The following is a 19,864-nucleotide window of genomic DNA, read 5'->3' on the forward strand; positions in this document are numbered from 1 at the left end:
TGACGCGGGCCCGCCGCGGCACCCGACGTTTCAAGATCTCACCCCATTTGGTGGGGGTTCATGAGGGCTTCGTCGAGCATTTTTCGAGCAACTGAATCGTTCTTATCAGGAGGTAATCCATGTCGAGCACCACCGACAAAATCAAAGGTTATGCCAACGAAGCGTTGGGCAACGTGAAGGCTGGCGTTGGCAGGATAGTCGGATCTGAAAAGATGGAGTTTGAGGGCCGCGCTCAAGCGATGAAGGGTGAAGCCCAGAAAGTCGTCGGCGAAGCCAAAGATATTGCGGCGGACACGTACGATGCTGCCGAAGATGCGGTGCACGAAGCAAGCGACACAGTTCGTCGCTCCGGTTTGAAAGATAAGGTTACAGGCGTTGCTAACGAGGCAATCGGCAAGACCAAGCAAGCTATCGGCCGAGGAATTGGCGACGCAGGCCTAGAAGCGGAAGGCAAGGCCCAAGAGGTTGCTGGCGACGTTCAGAGAGCTGTTGGGACGGCCAAAAGCAAAATCTAAAAGCGTCGGCACACGTCAAATTCTAGTATCAAAATGCCCTCCGTTCTCCCAAGAACGGGGGGTTTTCCTTTTTGATTCGCGGTGTGAGCTTTCATCATCCGCGGCAGTGGTAACCACGATTATTGTTCTTCGTGCATTTGAAGCGGAACCCTCCGAAGCGCCGGGCGTTACCTGACAGGATCATTTAGGAGCATTTATCATGGGTAATCTTCTTCATTATGCGATTGTTTTTCTGGTCGTTGCGCTAGGCGCGGCGTTCTTGGGATTTGGTGGTGTCGCTGGTACGGCTATGGAAGGCGCGCGCATCCTGTTCTGGGTTGCCATCGTGCTGTTCGTCGTTTCGCTCATCGGCGGCATGATGAGACGAACCTGACGACGCATTGTCATTATTTGCGATGGGCCGGTTGCCGTAGAGCTGCCGGCCTTTCGTGTATGGTGATATGCTTACTGCCGCCGGAGGGTGGTCCTAAATGAGTGCTCCAGAACAGAAATCTGCACCTGAAACGAAAAAGAGTCCGGCGTTCCGCTTCTCTTCGCCCACGCAAAGTGTGATGGCGGGGGCTGCGGTTTTGCTGCCAACTTTGACGTTGGTTCCGCTGGGAGGTCTTTATCTCTGGGAGCACAGACTGCTTTTGTGGTGGGCGCTGGCAGCGTTGATTATGGCAGCCGGTATCAGCCTGGCGCTGCGCTATGCGCTTCCGCCTCACACGCGCGCAGATCCCATACCGCCGGGCGACCAGCAGTCCAAGGGCGACGTCCATTGGACAAGGTCTGAAGCCGAGGCCTGGAAAGATGTTCTTGCGATCGCCGCGCGCGTCGATGTCGACAAGATGACCAGCACTGATTATTTCGTCGAATTGGGGCAGCAGACGTTGGATAGCGTTGCAAAGAGATTGCACGGCGAGAAGCCGGATGCGCTCTGGCGCTTCACGCTGCCTGAAGCTCTGGCCATTGTTGAGCGGGTTTCGCGACGGCTCGGCAAGTTCGTTGTGGCTTCGGTTCCGTTTGGTGACCGATTGACGGTTGCGCAGGTTCTTGCGGCTTATCGCTGGCGTGGCGCAATGGACGTCGCCGAACGAGCCTACGATATCTGGCGCATTCTTCGTATCGTCAATCCGGCGACCGCGGTGACCAATGAAGCGCGGGAGCGACTGTCTCGGGCTCTCTATGATTACGGCAAGGAGCATGTGTCCAGGCGCATCGCTGAAGCATTTGTCGAAGAAGTCGGCCGCGCCGCCATTGATCTTTATGGCGGCCGATTGAAGGTCGCGGAGCGTTTGAAAGTTACCGAAGAACCCGAACTCGATCTCGGGGCTTTGGATCACCTCAGCAAGCAACGCGTCGTATTGCGCCTGGTCATTGGCGGCGGGAGCCGGAGCGACAGGTTGGGCGTTGCGTCGTTACTTTCGGATGCGCTCGACAAGAAGGCGATCTCGCGCACGACAGCGCCGGACATGGCGATCACCGTCGTCGATCAGCCGGAAGCTTTGCGCTCTGAGGCGGCCGATACCATTCCCGCGGTCAAAGAGTTGGATGGCGCCGACATTGTCGTGTGGCTGGCTGCCGACGAGACCAAGGAAGCGGACCTAGCTGTGATGAAGGCGTTGAGAACCGCTCAGGAGGCGCTGTCGGCTGACGAAATTCCACCCTTGCTCTTACCTACCTTTGTCCAGGCTGGGCCGGATCAACGCAGTAAGGCCGAGCTTGAAGCGGCTTCTCGATCATTGACGAGCACATTGGGTAGTCCGTTCGTCAGTGGCGTGATGCTTGGACAAATCGATGTGGCGGCGCCGGATGACATGGCTCCGCTTGTTGACGCGATAGCCGATCGCCTCGCGCAGGCGAGACGGGTCCACACGATACGTAGGATCTCTGATGCCAAGCGTACTGGGGGCTGGGGAAATGCCGCCCGTCAGGCATGGCGTGCGGCAGGATCACTGACGCGAGCCGTTACGCGACGTTCAAAACGCTAACCTGTCAGCTGCGGGACCGGAAATTGCAGGGTCTCAGTGGAACTCAGGGCAACTCCTCCACGTTCTTGCTGGTGAGAGCCTGCAGGGGCAGGCCTGTCTAACAGATTTTTATAGGAGCTTGTCATGGCTTATTCGGCCTCTAACACTTCGGACTTGCGTCGCGATGCCCAGCAGGGCGCGCGCGAAGCTGCGAACGATCTTGCGGGTAAAGCAGCCGATCTGGCAGACAAGGCAAGCAAGCATTTCGACAGCGCTGTCGAGGGCGCGGAGGCAGCAGCCCGCGAGTTTGCTGGCCAAGGGCGCGAAGCAGGCGAACACATCAGCGAAGTTGCCGGAAACCTTAAAACCGCAGTAGACAAATCGCTCAAGGATCAACCCTTGACGACGCTGGCAATGGCTGCGGCAGCCGGATTCGTGATCGGCGCATTGTGGAAGAGTTAAGCCTCGTCGACGAGCCAGGTGGCGACAAGAATTTGAAAAGGGTTAGCCGATGATTTTTCAGTCCGTGATACGTCGCGCAGAGACTGCGATCGAGAACATGGTCGATCAAGCGCTGGCGCGTGTCATGGTTGCGCTTCCCCTGCTTGTCGCCGCTGGTTTTGCCACTGCGGCGCTCTCGACCTACCTCAACACTAGGTACGGAACGCAAAACGGCCACCTCATCATGGCGGGTGCGTTCGCGGCGATGGGGTTGGTTGCGATGCTGTACGTCAGCTCCATGGGATCATCTAGCAGCGTTAGTGACGGCGAGGTTGATGCCGCTAACCAAGAAAATTCGTCGAGTGATCAGGCTTCCGCCGATGCGACAGCGAGTGCATTCACCGATGCAGAACGCGAATTGATGACGAGCGTTCTAACAACCGCTGCGCCGATCGCAGTACCAGGGCTTATGCGGACCGTTATTCGCAATCTGCCGTTGGTAATCTTGATCTTGATTGTTGGCTTCATCTTGACCCGTGTCACAAGTTCGGAAGCCAATGAGGAAAAGGCCAAAATGGAGGCATCCGGAGTGGCAGAAGCGGCATAAAATGGTTATTTTTATCAGCAACTTGAGCTGGGCTCCAAATTTTTTCCGTTTGTGTGGAACCACGTTTCTAGTTGCGCGTTCCCGAAGGCTAGCGGCAATTGCGCTTGCTGTCGGTGGGGCCGCTGTGGAAGTTACGAAGGGGCAGTTCCTAATGTCGGAAAAAGATGAGAGCAAAGATCGCAGGTCGATGTCTAGCGCACAACAGATCACACGTTCAAACCAGTTAGATGCTCCCGCGGAACTTGGAAACGAAATCGCCAAGCAACTGCGAGCTCTCTACGGCAAGCAGGTTTCTGAGCCTCTACCAGAAAAATTCGCAAACCTTCTTGATCAGCTGGCGAAATCCGAGCGCAAGGGATAGTCGATGAGTAGTCAATTCCAAGACGATTTGGCTTCTCTCGTTCCCAATCTTCGGGCATTCGCCAAGTCGCTTTCAGGCAACGCCGACTACGCGGACGATTTGGTGCAGGAGACCCTCATCAAGGCGTGGAAGAATCGTAGCACGTTTGCTGAAGGGTCGAACTTGAAAGCCTGGCTATTCACAATCCTTCGCAATACGTTTCTGTCCGACAGGCGTAAGCGCAAGTTCGAGGTCGAGGATCCAGATGGTGCATTCTCGGCCAAGCTTTCGACGCAAGGTGAGCAGTCGGCACACATGGATTTTCTCGACTTTTCCGAAGCATTCGAGAAATTACCCGACGATCAGCGCGAAGCATTGGTGCTGATCGGAGCGGAAGGCTTCTCATACGAGGAGGCCGCGCTGATGTGTGGCTGCGCGGTTGGAACAATAAAGAGCAGGGTCAACAGGGCTCGCAATAAACTCGTCGAGATGATGGATTTGGACGAACACGCCAATACTGAACAAGGTGAGGGTGATGATAAGCCTCGCCCAGTGAGGTCGGCGTCTTCGTTGGTGTGACATCACAAACCTCACTTTGGAACGATGCACTCGGCCGCGTGAGTCCTTATGTTGGCCTGAAATGTTTGGTGGAATACGAGCAAGGAAAAGGATCGGGGAAAATGCAAATGACAGAAACGATTGCCGATCTGGTGGCGCCGCAGCTGCCATTTTTGCGCAGGTTCGCGCGTGCCTTGACGGGTTCGCAGGAGCAAGGCGATGCTTACGTCGTGGCGACGCTCGAAACGTTTGTTGCTGATCCGCGCACCTTTCGCCGTGACATTCCTGCAAAAGCCGCGGTCTATCAGACGTTCCTCAACGTATGGAACGCAATGCCGATGAACCAAACTGCCGACGCAATGGCGGGATCTGCTTTGGAAGAGGCGGCTCAACGACGTATCGAGACATTAACGCCGCTGCCGCGCCAAGCGTTCCTCCTGGCCGCGGTAGAGGAGTTCTCGACGAAAGACATGGCGATTGTCCTGGATCGCAGTGAGGATGAAGTGCGTAAGCTGGTCGACAAGGCCGGTCGCGAAATCTCCGAGCAGATCTCTGCCCGCGTCCTCATCATCGAAGACGAACCCCTCATCGCGATGGATATCGAGAACCTCGTCGGAGATATCGGTCATGAAGTGGTCGGCATCGCAACGACGCGGGATGAGGCAACTAAGATGGCCTCGAAGAGTAAGCCGGGTCTTATTCTTGCCGACGTTCAGCTTGCTGATGGAAGCTCAGGCATTGATGCTGTGAACGACATCATCAAGACGCTCAACGTCCCGGTCATTTTTATCACGGCCTATCCTGAGCGCCTGCTGACCGGCGAGCGTGCGGAACCCACCTTCCTGGTGACAAAGCCGTTCAAACCCGAGATGGTCAAGGCTATCATCAGCCAGGCGCTTTTCTTCGATATGTGTGCAGGAACTCCTTCGAGCGTGAACTAAGACAACAGCGCACGAGTGCAAGCGTATCGTGCGGGAAGAAACCGGTGCCGAATGGAAGGAGAATGAGCCAAGATAGGAAAGTTCCATCGCCTTTTGGGAGCGCGCAGACGAGTGATGGTGCAAATGCTTCCTCCCTTGCGCTGCAGCTTCTCGCCTCCAGTCCTTGGAGCGCGGCCCTGCTTTACCCGGACGGGCGTATTCGCGCTATCAATTCAACTGCGCTGGAGCTGTTCGGCTCGGTTCAGGATGCGAACCTCGAAGGTCGGGACATGTCGAGTCTTTGGCCGTCGGACAGTGCTGAAATCATAGAATCAGCCATAGAACGGGCGAGCAAGGGGATGCGCGTCGTGGAGACGGCCTATCGACCGTCTGGCAAGGGCGTTCCGCGATGGATTGAAGTCACTCTATCCCCCATCAGAAACGACGATGGAACGCTTGCCTGGGTTATGTGCAACCTGCGCGATGCGACCCAACTCACAACTATGCAGCATTCGCTCAGCGTCAGCGAAAAGCGCTTTCGCGCGCTCGCCGATAACATTGCGCAACTGGCATGGATGGCCGACGCGCAAGGGTACATCTTTTGGTACAACAAACGCTGGTTCGACTATACGGGCATGACGTTGCCTGACATGGAGGGGTGGGGCTGGAAGAACGTCCATCATCCCGATCATATCGACCGTGTGATGCGCAAGTGGGAATCCAACCTCGAAAGCGGTCAGGTTTGGGAGGACACCTTCCCGCTTCGCGCTGCAAATGGAAGCTACCGTTGGTTCCTATCTCGCGCGATGCCGATCAGGGACGCTGCCGACAATATCGAGCTTTGGTGCGGAACCAATACTGACATCACCGAACAACGTCTTGCAACGCAGCGTCTGCGCCAGAAGGCACGACTGATTGAGCTTTCGCACGAGGCCATTTTTTCCTGGGACCTGACCGGCGCGATCATAAGTTGGAATCGCGGCTGCCAGGAACTTTATGGCTATTCTCAGCGCGAAGCGATCGGCAGGGTCAGTCATGAACTCCTGAGATCCGAACACTGCGTCCCCTTGCCCGAGATGCTCGAAATTCTCAAAAGCGAAGGGGTGTGGTCGGGCGAAATCCTGCATTACGCAAAGGACGGGACCAAGGTTCTGGTCGATAGCCGCCACGAACTTCTCGGCGTCGGTGGCCGCCATATAGTACTTGAGTCAAACCGCGACATCAGCGAGCGCCGCAAAGGTGACGAGATCAGGAACATGCTGGTTGCCGAGCTCAATCACCGTGTCAAGAACACCTTGGCGATTGTGCAATCCATCGCCGGACAGACTGCGCGCACAAGCACAAGTATCGAGCAGTTTGTTGGCAGCTTCCGGGGCCGGCTGCATTCGCTATCCAATGCTCATAACGTCCTGACCGACGCCCATTGGTACGGCGCGGACTTGCGCAATCTCCTGGTTTCTGAACTTGCCGTCACGCTTGGTTCAACGGAGAACATAACTATCGAAGGCGAGAATGTATTCTTGTCGCCGCAAAGTGCGTTGCAGTTCACGCTCGTGCTACATGAGTTGGCAAGCAACGCTCTCAAGTATGGCGCATTGTCCTGTCCTTCCGGGCGTGTGGAAATCAGTTGGAAACGGACGGGTCCGAAAGGCGAAGTGCTTAATTTCGTTTGGCGCGAAATGGGCGGGCCGAAAGTAAGCTCGCCGACGCGGCGCGGATTTGGAACACTGCTGATTGAAAGGTCTGGCGGACTGCCGCACATGAAGACCGATCTCAGGTTCAATCAGTCGGGCGTAGAGTGCCTCATCGAAGCAAATCTCGATGATGACGCCATCAGTGAACCGGTTATGTTCAATCCAATTCGCAAGGAAGCGCCTCTGGAGGTTCATGCGCGCCCAGAGACGCCATCGTCAGTTGGAGATTCTCAGCGCATTTTGCTGATTGTGGATGACCCTTTGGTCGTTCTTGAGCTGCAGCAGACGCTCATTGATGCCGGATTTAAACCTGTAGGGCCGGCAACGACGGTTGAGAGCGTGCTTGAGGCCATCGCCAGAGGTGGTGCAGATGCCGCGATCGTCGATGTAGCATTTTTGGGGTCGTCTACATCGAAGGTAATCCAGCGCCTTGAGGCGGACGGCGTCCCCTTCATCTTGCTGACCCGCGATGGGGCTGGCGTCGAGGAGAGCGCGCAAGGCCGAACGTTTCGGCGGGGGGCGAGGATATCGCTGCTGCTCGACACCCTCTCCGAACTATTGGCGTGAAGTTTCGACCCCTGATCAAGGGGCGAAAACGACTTCCAAAGCACCTAAGACTGAAGTCTAGCATTGATGGTGGTCAATGTTGCGGGCAAACCTAAGCCTAGCATTAGCCTTTTAGAGTGGTTGGTGAGGAGGCGGCTGGATGACCAAATCTCATACGAGAGTTGCAGTTATGCTGGCTACCGTGTTGGGTTTCGCTTCGATGGCCCATGCTGACGCGCCGAAGCCGCCGCCCGGCAGTGCTCTTGCCGGCAAGGGCATTGCGAAACTTAAGTGTGCAGGCTGTCACAACGTCGATAAGAATGATAAACCCTCTCCCAACCTGAAGGCTCCACCTTTCGTGGTTATTGCCAAAACGCAGCTTGTCACGGTGCGCGAAGTGGATCAGTGGCTTCAGGCTGCGCATCATGACATGCCGGACCTAAGTCTGGATTCGGGGCAGCGCGGCGACATCATTGCGTATCTGCAGAGCCTCTCACCCAAAGACCCCATCCAATAGCGCATCAGCCGAGTTTAAAGGTTTAAAAGTGCAAAGCCGCGTGGCTCGGCCCCGCGGCTTTCTCATGTTCGCATTTCGCAAAGCTGTTGCCCGGCAACTGGGTAATCAGCGCGGCGCGAGTACCATCACCATCTGTCGGCCCTCGAAGCGCGGTTCGCTTTCGACTTTTGCCAGAGTTTCGGTGTCGGCTTTAACCCGCTGAAGGACTTCCATGCCGAGTTGGGAGTGCGCCACTTCGCGGCCGCGGAAACGAAGGGTGATCTTCACCTTGTCTCCATCTTCGAAGAACCGCCTTATCGCACGCATCTTCACGTCATAGTCGTGATCGTCGATGCCGGGACGCATCTTGATCTCTTTGATTTCGACGATCTTCTGGTTCTTACGCGCTTCGGCAGCCTTCTTCTGTTCTTGATATTTGAACTTGCCAAAGTCGAGGATTTTGCAGACGGGCGGCTCTGCGTCGGGCGACACCTCGACAAGATCGAGGCCGGCGGCTTCGGCGCGGGCGAGGGCGTCAAACTTGGCAACCACGCCGACATTCTGGCCGGTTTCATCGATTAATCGAACTTCACGGGCGCGAATCTGGTCATTAATGCGGGGCCCGGATTGTTCCCGGCTCTGAGGCTCGGGGCGCATTGGCTTTCGGATGGTGTTTCTCCTATCGCTGTTTCAATGTAACGGCTGCTTGCCACCGTGCCAGAAATGCATGGCTAAACCGGAGGGTGTATCTGCCGGGGCAGAAGATCGGGAACCTTTGGGGACAAGTCAAGGTCCAGCTGCGCCTGTAAGGCTGAAATCAGCCTACTTTCGTAAGCTTGCGTGTCTTTGTCGCCGACTTTAAGGCCCATTTGGCCGGATCATTGACGTAAATGTCGGTACCAGGGAAATCGTCTTTGAAAGTGCGGAAGGGGCCGGTATGGGAAAGAGCGACGGCAATGGGCGGAATTAGGTGAGCGGAATCCAAACAGAATGACGCCTCAGACAATTATCTGCATGAAGTGGGGAACACGGTACGGGCCCGAGTTCGTTAACCGCCTTGCCTCGATGGTGAGGCGCAGCACAAGGCGTCCGACACGGTTTATCTGCTTCACCGATAACGTCGCTGGGGTCGAGGCTGAAGCGCACGCCATAGAGCTACACCCTCTGCCTCCGATCAAGATCCCCGACCGCGTCGCCTGGACGCCATGGCGGAAGCTGTCTGTGTGGCAATATCCGCTTGCCGGTCTCGAAGGAGATGTCTTGTTCCTGGACGTCGATCTGGTGATTACGGGTGGGCTTGACGATTTCTTTGACTTCGAGCCGGGTAAGTACGTCGCCATCGATAATTGGACCCAGCCGGGCAAGCGTGTTGGCAACACATCTGCCTTCAGGTTTCCCGTGGGTCGATACAAACATATCTTCGATGACTTCGTCACCAATCCGGAAGCGATCCTCTCGAAGTGGCGTATCGAGCAGCAGTACATCTCGGACTCCATAGATGAGATGTTGCTCTGGCCCAAGGCTTGGTGCGTCAGTTTCAAGCACTCGCTTCTCCCACCCTGGCCTTTGAACTTCTTCAAGGTGGCGCAACTCACACCCGACGCGCGCATCGTAGCGTTCACCGGAAAGCCCGATCCGGACGATGCGCTGATTGGCGCATGGCCCGGACGCACCTTGCGACAGAAGTTCTACAAGCACGTTAGGCCAACCCCTTGGATCGCTGAACATTGGAGATAAGATGCGTAGCGATCTCGCCAACGGCATCTTGCATGGTGGTGGCGAAAGTTTCGCTGGAGCGGCTTCTTTAGGCATCGGAATTTTGTCTTGGCACGGCTATGAAACGCTCCGGGCAACGTTGGTATCGCTACGCCAGCCTGGTTTCTTGGAACTCTTCAACGAGCACGTTGTCTTCTTTCCGGAAATCACGCACGAAGGTCGTGCGCTTGCGGCCGAATTTGGTTTTGAAGCTCACGGTCTGCCCGACAACAAGGGCATCATGGAGGGATTTCGGGGGCTCGCGTCGAGTATGTCGAGCACATTTGTGCTTATGCTGGAGAATGATTGTCCGCTGATCGAGACTGTCGAGGAAGCGACATCGCAGATTACTCTGGCGCGGATGCTTCTTCAAAGTGGACGTGCTCAGGTGATCCGGTTGAGGTCGCGCCGTGAACCCGGTGAAAACTTTGAAGCCACGAGAAAGTACAAACGCTACTATCCGCGGCCCGAAGTCTCATTACAAAGCCGTGTGCTGTCAGTGGTATTGAGAGCAATGCGTCCTTACAAGGCGCGTCGCCTCATCGGAACGTCGGTTTATGTCGACAGCAAGCCTGAGGCTCGGTTCCCAAGCGATGTGCATGCCGTGGAGGGTGGCTTCTATCTCTTGCCGACAGCCGTTATTCCATGGACGAACCAATCCATTATGATCGATCGCAAGTTCTTTCTGGACAAAATCATCGCCCGATCCCTCAGCGTCAGCGGGCGTCGCCAGACCAATGGTTACAAGAACATCGAGATTGAGCTGAACGGCTCCTGGTGGCGCAAGCAGCCGTGGAAGATTGCCGTCGCGCCTGGGTTGTTCACCCACCGGCGGATTGGGTACAGAGGCTATTGACGGTCAAGCGGCTGTCTTTCCGTGGCGCCTGCGCGCCAAAACACGCTCGTAAACGGCAAGTGTCTTGCTGGTCAGTTGCTCAAGCGTAAAACGCGCGCGTACATGGTCGCTGCCGCGTTTCCCGCAGGCCTCACGCTCGTCGCTACTCCACGAAAGCATTTTCTCGATTGCGTCTGCCAGTGCCTTTGAGTTGGCATACGGCACACGCAGGCCGGACGCGGCATCAGGTGCAACATCCGGTGCAGTCAACGCGACTTCACGGCCCGGTCCTGTATCGGAGACGATGAGCGGAACGCCCATGGCTTGAGATTCGATCGCCACACGCGGAAGCCCCTCCTGCTCAGAAATGTTGAGCGAGATGTCGCTGATCCTATAGGCGGCGGGCATGTCGCCAACGTGCCCTGGAAATCGCAGCCACTCTCGAACGCCAAGGCGTTCGGCTTCGGTTTCGAGCTTGGTCTTGAATTCAGGCTTCTCGATCTCGCCTGCGAGGACCGCAACAATATCGCTTTGTCCACGTGCTGCGAGGAGACCGAGTGCTTCGACCAGATATTGCTGCGCCTTGCGCGGTGTGATGCGGCCCGCAAGCATCAATACCCGATCACCTTTCTTGATACCAAGTGACCGCCTGACCTCGTCCAGTCGTTCCTGCGTCAAGGAGTCGAGATCGAAGCGATCTGGATCGAACGCGCGGTGAATGACGGCAATTCGCTCCTCGGGCGTCGCGTACCGGGTTCGGATGAGATGCGCCATGTAGTCCGAAACGGCGATCACGGTATCGCTGCGCGCCATGACGCTGTTGTACCAGTTCTTGACTCGATTCTTTTCCGAATATTCGGAATGATATGTCGTGACGAAAGCGATATTGGTCTTACGCGCGGCCCAAAGCGCGCTCCACGCAGGAGCGCGGCTACGCGCATGAATGATGTCGACCTTCTCTCGCCGGATAATGTCGGCAAGCTTGTGCGCGTTCGACAGAATGCCTAATGGATTCTTGGTCGCGAGCGGCAACGTGATGTGTTCGGCGCCAAACTCAGCGAGACGGTCGGCCAGGCGTCCACCCTGGGACGCAACAAGTGCACGATGCCCGTTCTTGACGAGCGCTTCCGCAACCTGAAGGCAGCCCAGCTCCGCGCCACCTGCGCGCATGCGTGGAATGACTTGCAATACAGTCAGGCGCTCGGGCATTGTCGGTCCTTCATAACACTGTGGCCCAATTTCTGGCGGCCGGCTCGGGTTCTATAAGGCTGAGATGGACAATCCGCAAACTTTGATCGTGGGAGAAGGTCCCGTCGCGCGCGCAATCGCGTACTTAAGCGATAAACCCGCCAAAGCGCAGGCTCCCAGTCTGTTTTGGCTATCGGGGTTCATGTCGGACATGGGCTCCATGAAGGCGACCGCGCTCGTTCAATTTGCGGCCAAGCATGGCCTGGGATACACGCGTTTCGATTTTTCGGGTCATGGTCGCTCGGGCGGTGATTTCAAGCGAGGCACGATAGGTCGCTGGTTGGAAGAAGCGCGCGCTGTCTTTACTCGGGTGACGCAGGGTCCGCAGATCATTATCGGCTCCAGCATGGGCGGGTACATTGCGCTCCTCCTGCTGAAGTCGCTTCGCGAGCAGGATCCGCAGACCGCCGCGCGTATCAAGGGGCTGGTTTTGATCGCACCCGCCTGGGATATGACGGAAGAGCTGATGTGGAAGCGGTTTCCCCAGCAGGTTCGCGACGAGATCATCACACAAGGATTTCATCTTCGTCCGTCGACCTATGACGCGCCTTATACCATCACGCGCGATCTGATCGAGGATGGCCGAAAGAATCTGCTCGCTCGTTCGCCTTTCGATCCAGGTTGTCCAGTTGCCATTATACAAGGCGTGCTTGATGCGGACGTTCCGGTCGAGCATACCCGTGAGCTATTGAGCTTTCTCACGGGAGGCGACGTATGTTTGATCGAGATTGGCGACGCAGAGCATCGCTTGTCGCGGCCACAGGATCTTGATCGACTCTACCGGGAGATCGAGCGTCTTCTGTAAGCGAAGAAACGGGTTGCCACGCACTATTTGTCGGTATCGAGCGCGATGTCGGGTTCTGGGAGCTCATCGTCAAGAGCAGCTTCCAGCTCTTCTGGGCCGGCACTCTTGGCAACGTCTTCCGGCACGATCCAAACTCGATAATCCGGTGCAGTCAAAGGATGGTCGCACGTGAGATCGCCTTCGACGAGACGGCAGCTTTGATCGATCTTTGCGTTGAGCGCACGCCTCCGGTCGTGACGCACGAGGCCCAAATCCACGATTTCCAATTGGGTGTTTGCGGAGATCTCAATGCCACGGAAGGTGCATTGGCTCTTGCCCGCGCAAGCGTCGGCACCTGATGTGATGGCGTTCTTCGTGCTAAGAGCTTGTGACTCTGGCACAGGGCGGGCGTCCGAATTGGGGCCCGTGGAAATGTAGCATTCGGACTTCACACACAGGATCGGGTCGAAAGTTCTGGGCACCGAGCTGGGCTGTTCCGGCGTATGAGAGAGGACCAGCAGGACCGTCGCGCGGCCATCTGATTTTGCAGGTGAGGCGGGCTTCGCGCTCTGTGCTTCCGCGGTGCGGATCCCGACATAAGGCGCTTTGATCTTCGCTTCGATTTTGATTTGCATCGGCGCAGCAACCGGGGTTGCAGCTCTGGGCTCAGTCGTCACGACCAACGCCGGTTCGACCTTGGCTGCTTGCGCCCGCGCCTCTGCCTCGGCGCGGGCGGCGGCAAGCATCTCCTGCTCATATTCGGCGCTGGGGGGCGGAGCATTTTGCGAGCTTCTTGCAGCTTGTGAGTTTACCGCGCTTTTGATAGGGGCTGGCTTTGCCTTGGATGCGCGCTTTTGAATGTCGGGCTGGCTCTCGATAGCAAATTTCTGAGCTAGCGCATGGGCCGGATCGATTGCTTGCGCGTGGAGCGCGCTCGGCGCGGCACTCAACGCCGCCAGTGCCGGGAGGAAAAACATAAACCGCATAATCGCACTCTGATGTCGTCGCTGCAGATGACTTCTAACAAGCATACGCCGGCATCCTGGCCCCGCCAGCAAGCCTCAGATTGCGCATCATTCGGGCTGAAAGACGGTCGCCTTGCTAAAATCGCTATTTTTTTGCCGCGCCGCGCTGGGTTGCGATCGCCGCCAAACCTTCGCGATACGTGGGATAAGCAAGTCGTGGGAGTAGATCGCGTTTCATACGCGCATTCGATACGCGTTTGCTTTCGCTATAAAAACTGCGCGCCATGGGAGACAGGTCGGCCGTATCGAAATCGATCTCGGGGGGCGGAGTCCGCCCGAGCAAAGTGGCGGCGTAAACTACGACGTCTTGTGGTGGGCCCGGTTCGTCATCGGTGACGTTATAGATCTGCCCGGACGCCGACGTCTTATCGATCGCCGCAATCACGGCGCCTGCAATGTCCTCGACATGGATGCGGTTGAATACCTGCCCCGGCTTGACGAGCCGCCGGGCGGTTCCTCCAAGCACATCCTCAATGGCGCTGCGGCCGGGACCGTAGATTCCAGGAAGCCGGAAAACGTCGACGCGCTTGCCGCTCAACTGGCCCAAGGCCTGCCAGCTTTGCTCCGCGGCAAGGCGGCGTTTCCCGCGGTCGGATTTTGGACGTGCTTCGTTATCTTCGCTGACCCAGCCACCCGCCGCATCGCCGTAAACGCCGACGGTGGAGAAGTAACCGATCCATTCGACGCTTTTTGACGCCGCAATGTCTGCGCCGTGATGGATGAGCGCGGGATCGCCGTTTGCCCCAGGCGGAATGGACAAGAGAATATGGCTAGCAGTGGAGAGCAGGTCAGCAACTTCAGAACTCGGGTTCTCGCCGTCGAATAGGACAGCAGAATATCCCGCGCTCTTAAGTGTTGCGATCCTGTCTTGTGACGTCGTGGTGCCGGAAATCTTCCAACCGCGCGATGCCAGGCGGGCTGCGATGCGCTGAGCGCTGTAGCCAAGTCCGAAGCAAAACAGATGACTCATTATTGCTCTGCCTCCGTGAAGTTCCATTCGTCACGCACGGTCGCGTCGGTTTCCAAAGCGAGGCGACGGACTTTCAGAGCTGCAAATTCGCTGGGATCAGCAAGCCGCTGCAACGCCCAGACCGCCATGGCGCGTACCAACGCAGATGTATCATTCAGCAACTCGATAATGGCGGTCAGATATGTAGTGTTGGCGCTGTTGCCCGCAGCAATCAGAGCGTTGCGGACAATGCGATCACGTCCCGTGCGTTTGACGGGCGTTCCCGCGAACCGCGCGCGAAACGCCGCATCGTCAAGGGCAAGGAGGTCAGCGAGGGGCGGGTTGTCGGTCTCGGCGCGCGCCGCATACTTCGCTTCTCGCGAGGCGTGTGCAAATTTGTTCCATGGGCATACGGCAAGACAGTCGTCGCAGCCGAAAACGCGATTGGCCATGGCTTCGCGGTAATCGCGCGGGATATGGCCTTTGTGTTCTATCGACAGGTAGGCGAGGCACTTGCGCGCGTCGAGCTGGTAGGGTGCCGGAAACGCTTTGGTCGGACAGGCGTCGAGACACCGCCGACAGGAGCCGCAATGGTCAACCTCGGCGGTGTCGGCTGGCAAAGGTGCGGTGGTGAGGATTGCTCCGAGAAACAGCCACGATCCATGCTCGCGCGATACGAGGTTCGTGTGCTTTCCCTGCCATCCCAGCCCTGCCGCGGCCGCAAGCGGCTTCTCCATCAGCGGCGCGGTGTCGACGAAAATTTTTACGTCCCAGCTGCCTGCGCGCGCGATTTCGCTTGCGAGCGTTCGGATCTTAGCCTTGAGGACGTCGTGATAGTCCTTGCCCTTGGCGTAGACGGATATGATGCCCTGAGATGGGTCTTGCAGCGCGTCGAGCGGATTTGTTCTAGGTGCATAGCTCTGACCAATCATGATGGCGGATTGCGCTTCCGGCCAAAGCAGCGAAGGAGCGGCGCGCCGCTCTGCGGTATCGGCCATCCAGTTCATGTCGCCGTGGCGGCCTTCCTCAAGAAAATGCATGAGGCGCGGAGCGGCGTCTTCTATGGCATCAGGTGTCGTAATGCCGAGCGCGTCGAGACCAAGTGATCGCGCACGATCACGTATGAAGTCGAGAAGTGCTCGGCTATCGGCTGTGGTCATAGGACTTGCGCGCTCCAGCAGGCGCGGCGACGCATCAGAAGTCCAGATCGGCGTAACTGGCGGGCGGCACGACCCCGGGTACGCGATCGGCCAGCAGTGGACGGAACGCGGGGCGCGATTTCATGCGCGCATACCAGAGCTTGGATGCCGGATATTCCGACCATGGCACCTCACCCAGAAAGTCGATCACCGAAATATGGGCGGCGGCGGACAGATCTGCAAAGCTCATCTGATCGCCTGCGAGCCAGCGCCGCGTTTCGCTCAAATAGCTGACGTAGGAAAGGTGATAACGCAAGTTAACGCGCGCAGCACGCAGGATGTCGGCGTCCGGCGACTGCGGGTTGGTTGGGTGCAGACGCTGATAAACCTTTTCGATCAGCAGCTCGCGGGTTACCTCCCGGTCCAGCTTGCCGTTGAACCAATCGACCAAGCGGCGGACCTCTGCGCGCTCTTCTACGTTGCCCGGAAACAGCGACTCTGTCCGGCGGCCAGACTGGGGAGAGGATGCCGCGTTTTCGCTCAGGTACTCGGAAATGGCATAGGCCCCGCACAGCGTTAGTGCGTTCGACAACTCAAGAACAGGCAGTTCTCCGGCTGGGTTCTTGCCCAAGAAGTGAGGCCGGTATTGCCAGGGCTGTTCCTCAAAAAGTTCCGCCTCAAGTCCCAATTCGCCCATGGCAAGACGAATGCCGCGAGATTTGGGGCACAGGCGATACTGGGTCAACCGGTAGGTCGTCAAAACGGAGGCTCCACGGGATCAAGACCCGAGACCTATGCCGTGATTCGCACCCTTTGATGGTGGCCCATGGGCCCGCATCAAGGATAGGCTGGCCCGTCGTGTGCAAACTTACTCAGCAGGCGAGATGCTGGCTTCGGCTGGCGCCGTAGCCTTTTTCTTTTTGCCCAGACCGCGCACCAGCACGAAGAACACGGGTGTGAAGATCAAGCCAAACAGCGTCACGCCGATCATGCCGGAGAAAACGGCCGTTCCGAGCGACTGGCGCATTTCTGCGCCCGCGCCCGTCGCGTAGGCCAGCGGCAACACGCCAAGGATAAACGCCAATGACGTCATAAGGATTGGGCGCAGCCGGGTGCGCGCAGCTTCGACAGCGGCATCGTAGCGGTTGAGGCCACGATCTTCGGCCTGCTTGGCGAACTCCACAATCAAAATGGCGTTCTTGGCGGCCAGACCAACAAGAACGACCAGGCCGACATCGACGAGGATATTGCGATCCAGGCCCCGGAAGTTGACGCCCAGCATGGCGGCGTAGATGCACATCGGCACGATCAGGATGACCGCCAGCGGCAAGGTCCAGCTCTCGTAAAGTGCGGCAAGCAACAGGAACACGAACAGCACAGCCAGCCCGAACGCAACGGCGGAAGTATTTCCGGCAAGCTTCTGCTGCAACGCGATCTCGGTCCATTCGAAGCCGAAGCCGGCCGGAAGTTTGGTTTCCACGAGCTTTTCGACCTCTGCCATGGCCTTTCCGGTCGAGTACCCGCGCGCCAACTGCACCTGCACCTCCGCCGCGGGATAGAGGTTGAAGCGCGGCACACGATAGGCGCCGGTGGTATCATGGAACGTGGCGATCGAACCGATAGGCACCATATCGCCTGTGTTGTTGCGGGTCTTCAGATTGGCGACATCGCGTAAAGTGAGACGGTATGGGTTATCTGCTTGCGCCGTGACGCGGAACGTCCTGCCGAGCAGATTAAAGTCGTTCACGAACGTAGAGCCCATGTAGGTCGAAAGCGTTTCGAATACGCGCGTGATGGGCACGCCGAGCTGCTCGGCCTTGGTGCGGTCGATGTCGGCATAAACTTCGGGCGTGCGCACGTTGAAGAGGGTGAACGCCTGAGCAAAACCTGGGGTATGGCCGAGTGGCCCCGCAACGGTCCAAGCTGCTTGTTCAAGAGCCGGCAACCCTCGACCGGTGCGATCCTGCACCCAGCCTTTGAGACCGCCGCCGGTTCCGATGCCGGGGACTGAGGGCGGTTCGAGCACGAATGCGAACGTATCGCGCAACCCTGCCATCGTTTTCCGCAGGTCCGCGAGGATGGCGTCCTTGGAGAGTCCGGTGGCCACCCGCTTTTGGAAGTCGTCGAGCACGACGAACACCACGCCTGCGTTCGGCGAGTTCACGCGCGTTGCGCCGTCAAACCCGACGAAAGCGACCGTATGCGCAACGCCGGGTCGGGAAGCAAGCATGTCGGAGGCGCGACGCACCACGGCGTCGGTACGCTGCAGCGTCGATCCGGGAGGAAGCTGAAATACCGTAATGAGGTACGCGCGGTCGAGCTGGGGAATGAGACCCGTCGGAGTCGTGTCGAGCTCCTGCTTGGTCAGATACAGAAGGCCAGCATAGACGGCGAGGAGCACAATACTGATGCGGATGAGCTTGCTCGTCAGCCAAGCGTACCCTGCCGACAACTTGTCGAAGAACCAGTTGAAGCCGGCGAAGAACCAGCGCACGGGCGCAAATAGATACCAGCCGATGCTGTGGTGCTCCTCGCCCTCCTTGTGCGGCTTGAGCAGTACGGCGGCCATAGCCGGAGACAAGGTGAGGGACACGAAAGCTGAAATCGCAGTAGACGCGGCGATCGTGATGGCGAACTGCTTGTAGAATGTTCCCTGCAGGCCGGTGATGAAGGCCGTTGGCAGGAACACGCCCATAAGCACCAGGGAGATCGCGATCAACGCGCCGCCGACCTCGTCCATGGTCTTGTGAGCGGCCTCGACGGGCGACATGCCGCGCGCCAGATAACGTTCGACATTTTCGACGACGACGATCGCGTCATCGACCACGATACCGATCGCTAGCACCAGTCCGAACAATGAGAGAGTATTAAAGTTTATCCCAGCAGCACCCATGATCGTGAATGTTCCGATCAACGATACCGGGATCGCCAGAATAGGTATGAGTGCGGCGCGCCAAGTCTGCAGGAAGAGGATGACCACGCAGACGACGAGCAGGATCGCCTCGGCCAGCGTGTGCAGGACGGCTTCGATCGAGAAGCGGATGAAGTCCGTTGGATTATAGATGATGTCGTAGTCGACCCCCGCGGGGAAGTCTTTCTTCAACTCCTCCATCTTGGCTTTGATGGCGTCCGCCGTCGACAGGGCGTTCGAACTGGGCCGCTGAAAGATGACAAGAGAGGTCGCGGGCTTGCCGTCCATGAGCGAGTTAACGGTATAGTCCTGCGCGCCCAATTCGACCCGAGCGACATCCTTGAGGCGGATGAACTGGCCTCCCGGCTCGCTACGGATGACTACGTTCTGAAACTGCTCAGGCGTGGACAGTCGCCCAAGCGTCTTGACCGAGAGAGTGTATGCAGCGTCCGACTTAGCCGGCGGCTGATTTATGGCGCCCGCGGCGACTTGAAGGTTTGCAGCTCGCAGGGCTTGCACAACCTCCGTTGCCGTCAATCCGCGTGCGGCGACCTTGGCGGGATCGAGCCATACCCGCATCGCATAGTCGCGCGCACCGAACACGAGAACGTTGCCTACGCCGTCGATGCGCCCGAGCACGTCCTTCACGTAAAGGGTCGAATAGTTGGAGATGTACTGCTGATCGCGCGAACCGTCAGGGGAGCGCACGTGCACCACGATCATCAAATCTGGAGACGCCTTACGCACAGAAATGCCAAGACGACGGACGTCCTCCGGCAAGCGCGGTTCGGCGACCGAGATGCGATTCTGCACAAGAACCTGTGCCTGATCGACGTTGGTGCCGGGCCGGAATACGACGTTGATGGTGAGCTGGCCATCGCCGGTCGACTGGCTGTCGATGTAGAGCATGTTATCGACGCCGTTCACTTCCTGCTCGATCGGCGTCGCTACAGTCTCAGCAATGACTTGAGCGGAGGCGCCCGGATACGTGGCGCGAATGTTCACGGTCGGCGGCGCGATCTCGGGGTATTCCGAGATCGGCAGGAACTTCGCCGATATCAGACCCACGATGGTGATGATCAACGACAAGACCGACGCAAAGATGGGCCGCCGGATAAAGTAGTGCGAGAATTTCATCGGTCTTGCCTT

General features: G+C 57.8%; 20 protein-coding genes and 1 pseudogene. 14 read left to right on the forward strand and 7 right to left on the reverse strand.

Annotated features, from left to right (window positions below):
- Positions 1–119: 119 nt before the first annotated feature.
- The 11 genes and pseudogenes from R3D51_07015 (at position 120) to R3D51_07065 (ending at position 8,090) form a co-directional block, all read left to right on the forward strand.
- A pseudogene (locus R3D51_07015) lies at positions 120–281 on the forward strand (CsbD family protein).
- Between the two features lie 72 nt (positions 282–353).
- Positions 354–515, forward strand: coding sequence for a CsbD family protein (locus tag R3D51_07020; protein ID MEZ5899231.1), 162 nt, complete (start codon positions 354–356; stop codon positions 513–515).
- A gap of 199 nt (positions 516–714) precedes the next feature.
- The gene (locus R3D51_07025) at positions 715–888 is read left to right on the forward strand and encodes a DUF1328 domain-containing protein (protein MEZ5899232.1); all 174 of its coding nucleotides are present in this window, start codon (positions 715–717) and stop codon (positions 886–888) included.
- Positions 889–985: 97 nt separating this feature from the next.
- Positions 986–2,488, forward strand: coding sequence for a hypothetical protein (locus R3D51_07030; protein ID MEZ5899233.1), 1,503 nt, complete (start codon positions 986–988; stop codon positions 2,486–2,488).
- 123 nt (positions 2,489–2,611) lie between these two features.
- The gene (locus R3D51_07035) at positions 2,612–2,929 is read left to right on the forward strand and encodes a hypothetical protein (protein MEZ5899234.1); all 318 of its coding nucleotides are present in this window, start codon (positions 2,612–2,614) and stop codon (positions 2,927–2,929) included.
- 64 nt (positions 2,930–2,993) lie between these two features.
- Positions 2,994–3,515 (forward strand): hypothetical protein, encoded by a 522-nt coding sequence (locus R3D51_07040; protein ID MEZ5899235.1) that lies wholly within the window; start codon positions 2,994–2,996, stop codon positions 3,513–3,515.
- A gap of 1 nt (position 3,516) precedes the next feature.
- Positions 3,517–3,876, forward strand: coding sequence for a NepR family anti-sigma factor (locus R3D51_07045; GenBank protein ID MEZ5899236.1), 360 nt, complete (start codon positions 3,517–3,519; stop codon positions 3,874–3,876).
- Between the two features lie 3 nt (positions 3,877–3,879).
- On the forward strand, positions 3,880–4,434 hold the full coding sequence (locus R3D51_07050) for a sigma-70 family RNA polymerase sigma factor (GenBank protein MEZ5899237.1): 555 nt from the start codon (positions 3,880–3,882) through the stop codon (positions 4,432–4,434).
- Positions 4,435–4,541: 107 nt separating this feature from the next.
- Positions 4,542–5,354, forward strand: a complete 813-nt coding sequence (locus R3D51_07055) for a response regulator (GenBank protein ID MEZ5899238.1) — start codon at positions 4,542–4,544, stop codon at positions 5,352–5,354.
- A gap of 62 nt (positions 5,355–5,416) precedes the next feature.
- Positions 5,417–7,594, forward strand: coding sequence for a PAS domain S-box protein (locus R3D51_07060; protein MEZ5899239.1), 2,178 nt, complete (start codon positions 5,417–5,419; stop codon positions 7,592–7,594).
- 139 nt (positions 7,595–7,733) lie between these two features.
- Positions 7,734–8,090, forward strand: coding sequence for a cytochrome C (locus R3D51_07065; GenBank protein MEZ5899240.1), 357 nt, complete (start codon positions 7,734–7,736; stop codon positions 8,088–8,090).
- A gap of 105 nt (positions 8,091–8,195) precedes the next feature.
- On the opposite strand, the gene infC is transcribed toward R3D51_07065, so the two are convergent.
- A complete protein-coding gene (gene infC, locus R3D51_07070; protein MEZ5899241.1) occupies positions 8,196–8,726 on the reverse strand; it encodes a translation initiation factor IF-3 in 531 nt (176 codons plus the stop codon).
- A 333-nt stretch (positions 8,727–9,059) separates the two neighbouring features.
- Between infC and R3D51_07075 the strand changes: the two genes are divergently transcribed.
- Both R3D51_07075 and R3D51_07080 read left to right on the forward strand, forming a co-directional pair.
- Positions 9,060–9,806: a hypothetical protein gene (locus tag R3D51_07075; GenBank protein MEZ5899242.1), complete on the forward strand. Its 747-nt coding sequence runs from the start codon at positions 9,060–9,062 to the stop codon at positions 9,804–9,806.
- A gap of 1 nt (position 9,807) precedes the next feature.
- Entirely contained in the window at positions 9,808–10,680 is an 873-nt protein-coding gene (locus R3D51_07080) for a hypothetical protein (GenBank protein MEZ5899243.1), read from the forward strand.
- A 3-nt stretch (positions 10,681–10,683) separates the two neighbouring features.
- Here the strand turns inward: R3D51_07080 and R3D51_07085 are convergent, their stop codons facing one another.
- A complete protein-coding gene (locus R3D51_07085; protein MEZ5899244.1) occupies positions 10,684–11,868 on the reverse strand; it encodes a glycosyltransferase family 4 protein in 1,185 nt (394 codons plus the stop codon).
- Between the two features lie 64 nt (positions 11,869–11,932).
- Here R3D51_07085 and R3D51_07090 point away from each other — a divergent pair, with 64 nt between their 5' ends.
- Positions 11,933–12,712, forward strand: a complete 780-nt coding sequence (locus tag R3D51_07090) for an alpha/beta fold hydrolase (GenBank protein ID MEZ5899245.1) — start codon at positions 11,933–11,935, stop codon at positions 12,710–12,712.
- A gap of 23 nt (positions 12,713–12,735) precedes the next feature.
- On the opposite strand, the gene R3D51_07095 is transcribed toward R3D51_07090, so the two are convergent.
- The 5 genes from R3D51_07095 to R3D51_07115 form a co-directional block, all read right to left on the reverse strand.
- Positions 12,736–13,677, reverse strand: coding sequence for a hypothetical protein (locus R3D51_07095; protein MEZ5899246.1), 942 nt, complete (start codon positions 13,675–13,677; stop codon positions 12,736–12,738).
- Between the two features lie 124 nt (positions 13,678–13,801).
- Positions 13,802–14,686: an SDR family oxidoreductase gene (locus tag R3D51_07100; protein ID MEZ5899247.1), complete on the reverse strand. Its 885-nt coding sequence runs from the start codon at positions 14,684–14,686 to the stop codon at positions 13,802–13,804.
- Positions 14,686–15,825 carry a tRNA epoxyqueuosine(34) reductase QueG gene (queG, locus tag R3D51_07105; GenBank protein MEZ5899248.1) on the reverse strand — a complete coding sequence of 380 codons (1,140 nt, stop codon included), beginning with the start codon at positions 15,823–15,825 and terminating at the stop codon, positions 14,686–14,688. Before queG ends, R3D51_07100 begins: the two co-directional genes overlap by 1 nt.
- A 34-nt stretch (positions 15,826–15,859) precedes the next feature.
- Positions 15,860–16,564, reverse strand: a complete 705-nt coding sequence (locus tag R3D51_07110) for a glutathione S-transferase family protein (protein MEZ5899249.1) — start codon at positions 16,562–16,564, stop codon at positions 15,860–15,862.
- Between the two features lie 108 nt (positions 16,565–16,672).
- On the reverse strand, positions 16,673–19,852 hold the full coding sequence (locus R3D51_07115) for a multidrug efflux RND transporter permease subunit (GenBank protein MEZ5899250.1): 3,180 nt from the start codon (positions 19,850–19,852) through the stop codon (positions 16,673–16,675).
- Between the last annotated feature and the right edge of the window lie 12 nt (positions 19,853–19,864).

It is taken from the genome of Hyphomicrobiaceae bacterium (assembly GCA_041397645.1).
GTDB lineage: Bacteria > Pseudomonadota > Alphaproteobacteria > Rhizobiales > Hyphomicrobiaceae > Hyphomicrobium_B.

What these genes read in the sequence shown, in the direction of transcription:
- queG (MEZ5899248.1), bottom strand. Translation starts at nt 15,825, where the DNA reads ATGACCACAGCCGATAGCCGAGCACTTCTCGACTTCATACGTGATCGT.
- R3D51_07060 (MEZ5899239.1), top strand. Translation starts at nt 5,417, where the DNA reads ATGAGCCAAGATAGGAAAGTTCCATCGCCTTTTGGGAGCGCGCAGACG.
- R3D51_07065 (MEZ5899240.1), top strand. Translation starts at nt 7,734, where the DNA reads ATGACCAAATCTCATACGAGAGTTGCAGTTATGCTGGCTACCGTGTTG.
- infC (MEZ5899241.1), bottom strand. Translation starts at nt 8,726, where the DNA reads ATGCGCCCCGAGCCTCAGAGCCGGGAACAATCCGGGCCCCGCATTAAT.
- R3D51_07055 (MEZ5899238.1), top strand. Translation starts at nt 4,542, where the DNA reads ATGACAGAAACGATTGCCGATCTGGTGGCGCCGCAGCTGCCATTTTTG.
- R3D51_07025 (MEZ5899232.1), top strand. Translation starts at nt 715, where the DNA reads ATGGGTAATCTTCTTCATTATGCGATTGTTTTTCTGGTCGTTGCGCTA.
- R3D51_07030 (MEZ5899233.1), top strand. Translation starts at nt 986, where the DNA reads ATGAGTGCTCCAGAACAGAAATCTGCACCTGAAACGAAAAAGAGTCCG.
- R3D51_07090 (MEZ5899245.1), top strand. Translation starts at nt 11,933, where the DNA reads ATGGACAATCCGCAAACTTTGATCGTGGGAGAAGGTCCCGTCGCGCGC.
- R3D51_07080 (MEZ5899243.1), top strand. Translation starts at nt 9,808, where the DNA reads ATGCGTAGCGATCTCGCCAACGGCATCTTGCATGGTGGTGGCGAAAGT.
- R3D51_07035 (MEZ5899234.1), top strand. Translation starts at nt 2,612, where the DNA reads ATGGCTTATTCGGCCTCTAACACTTCGGACTTGCGTCGCGATGCCCAG.
- R3D51_07045 (MEZ5899236.1), top strand. Translation starts at nt 3,517, where the DNA reads ATGGTTATTTTTATCAGCAACTTGAGCTGGGCTCCAAATTTTTTCCGT.
- R3D51_07085 (MEZ5899244.1), bottom strand. Translation starts at nt 11,868, where the DNA reads ATGCCCGAGCGCCTGACTGTATTGCAAGTCATTCCACGCATGCGCGCA.
- R3D51_07075 (MEZ5899242.1), top strand. Translation starts at nt 9,060, where the DNA reads ATGACGCCTCAGACAATTATCTGCATGAAGTGGGGAACACGGTACGGG.
- R3D51_07095 (MEZ5899246.1), bottom strand. Translation starts at nt 13,677, where the DNA reads ATGCGGTTTATGTTTTTCCTCCCGGCACTGGCGGCGTTGAGTGCCGCG.
- R3D51_07050 (MEZ5899237.1), top strand. Translation starts at nt 3,880, where the DNA reads ATGAGTAGTCAATTCCAAGACGATTTGGCTTCTCTCGTTCCCAATCTT.
- R3D51_07115 (MEZ5899250.1), bottom strand. Translation starts at nt 19,852, where the DNA reads ATGAAATTCTCGCACTACTTTATCCGGCGGCCCATCTTTGCGTCGGTC.
- R3D51_07100 (MEZ5899247.1), bottom strand. Translation starts at nt 14,686, where the DNA reads ATGAGTCATCTGTTTTGCTTCGGACTTGGCTACAGCGCTCAGCGCATC.